The organism is Mycobacterium intermedium, from assembly GCF_002086275.1.
In the GTDB taxonomy this organism is placed as follows: Bacteria; Actinomycetota; Actinomycetes; order Mycobacteriales; family Mycobacteriaceae; genus Mycobacterium; species Mycobacterium intermedium.
Genome location: NZ_MVHT01000291.1, coordinates 1 through 552, shown reverse-complemented (window position 1 = coordinate 552; position 552 = coordinate 1). Strand labels below are relative to the sequence as shown.

Below are 552 nucleotides of genomic sequence, written 5' to 3'. Positions count from 1 at the left end.
TCGGCGGCTGAGGTCGGCTGAGGTCGGCCGAGGTCGAACCAAAGCAGCAGACACCCACCGAAAGGGGCGCATGACGTGACCGACAACGCCGGCCACTTGCTCGACTACGACCGCTCCGTCTGTCTCTGCGACGTCGGGCAGGCCGATTACTTCGCCGCCACCGCGGTCACGGCCGGCGGCGATGAGCACCTGGTCCTCGCCAGGCGCGCCGCGATCGGCGACCCCACCGCCTGCTACGACAGCAGCTGCCGCGACGTCGCGCACGAACAGCTGGGCGCACTGCCGCTCGAATACGTCCGTCACATCACCGTCAGCCGGCGCACGCACCGATGCGGCCGGCCAACACAAGCGGGCCGGCCCTGCCGCATCCGGGTACCGGCCCAAGGCCAAGCCTGCGAATGGCATCGCACAAAGGCAGATGCATGACCGTCCGCGCAGCGCTGGTCTGCCACCGCGACGCGAGCGCAAGCTACCAAGCCGAATGGACCTACTGGGACTCCATCGAGCAAGCACACGAAGCCGAAGACGAACTCGCCCACCCATGCGGCCCGC

At 68.8% G+C, this 552-nt stretch carries 1 protein-coding gene; it reads left to right on the top strand.

The window, feature by feature from the left end:
• The first annotated feature begins 75 nt into the window (after nucleotides 1-75).
• Nucleotides 76-426, top strand: coding sequence for a hypothetical protein (locus BST27_RS30730; protein ID WP_069419678.1), 351 nt, complete (start codon nucleotides 76-78; stop codon nucleotides 424-426).
• Nucleotides 427-552 lie beyond the last annotated feature (126 nt).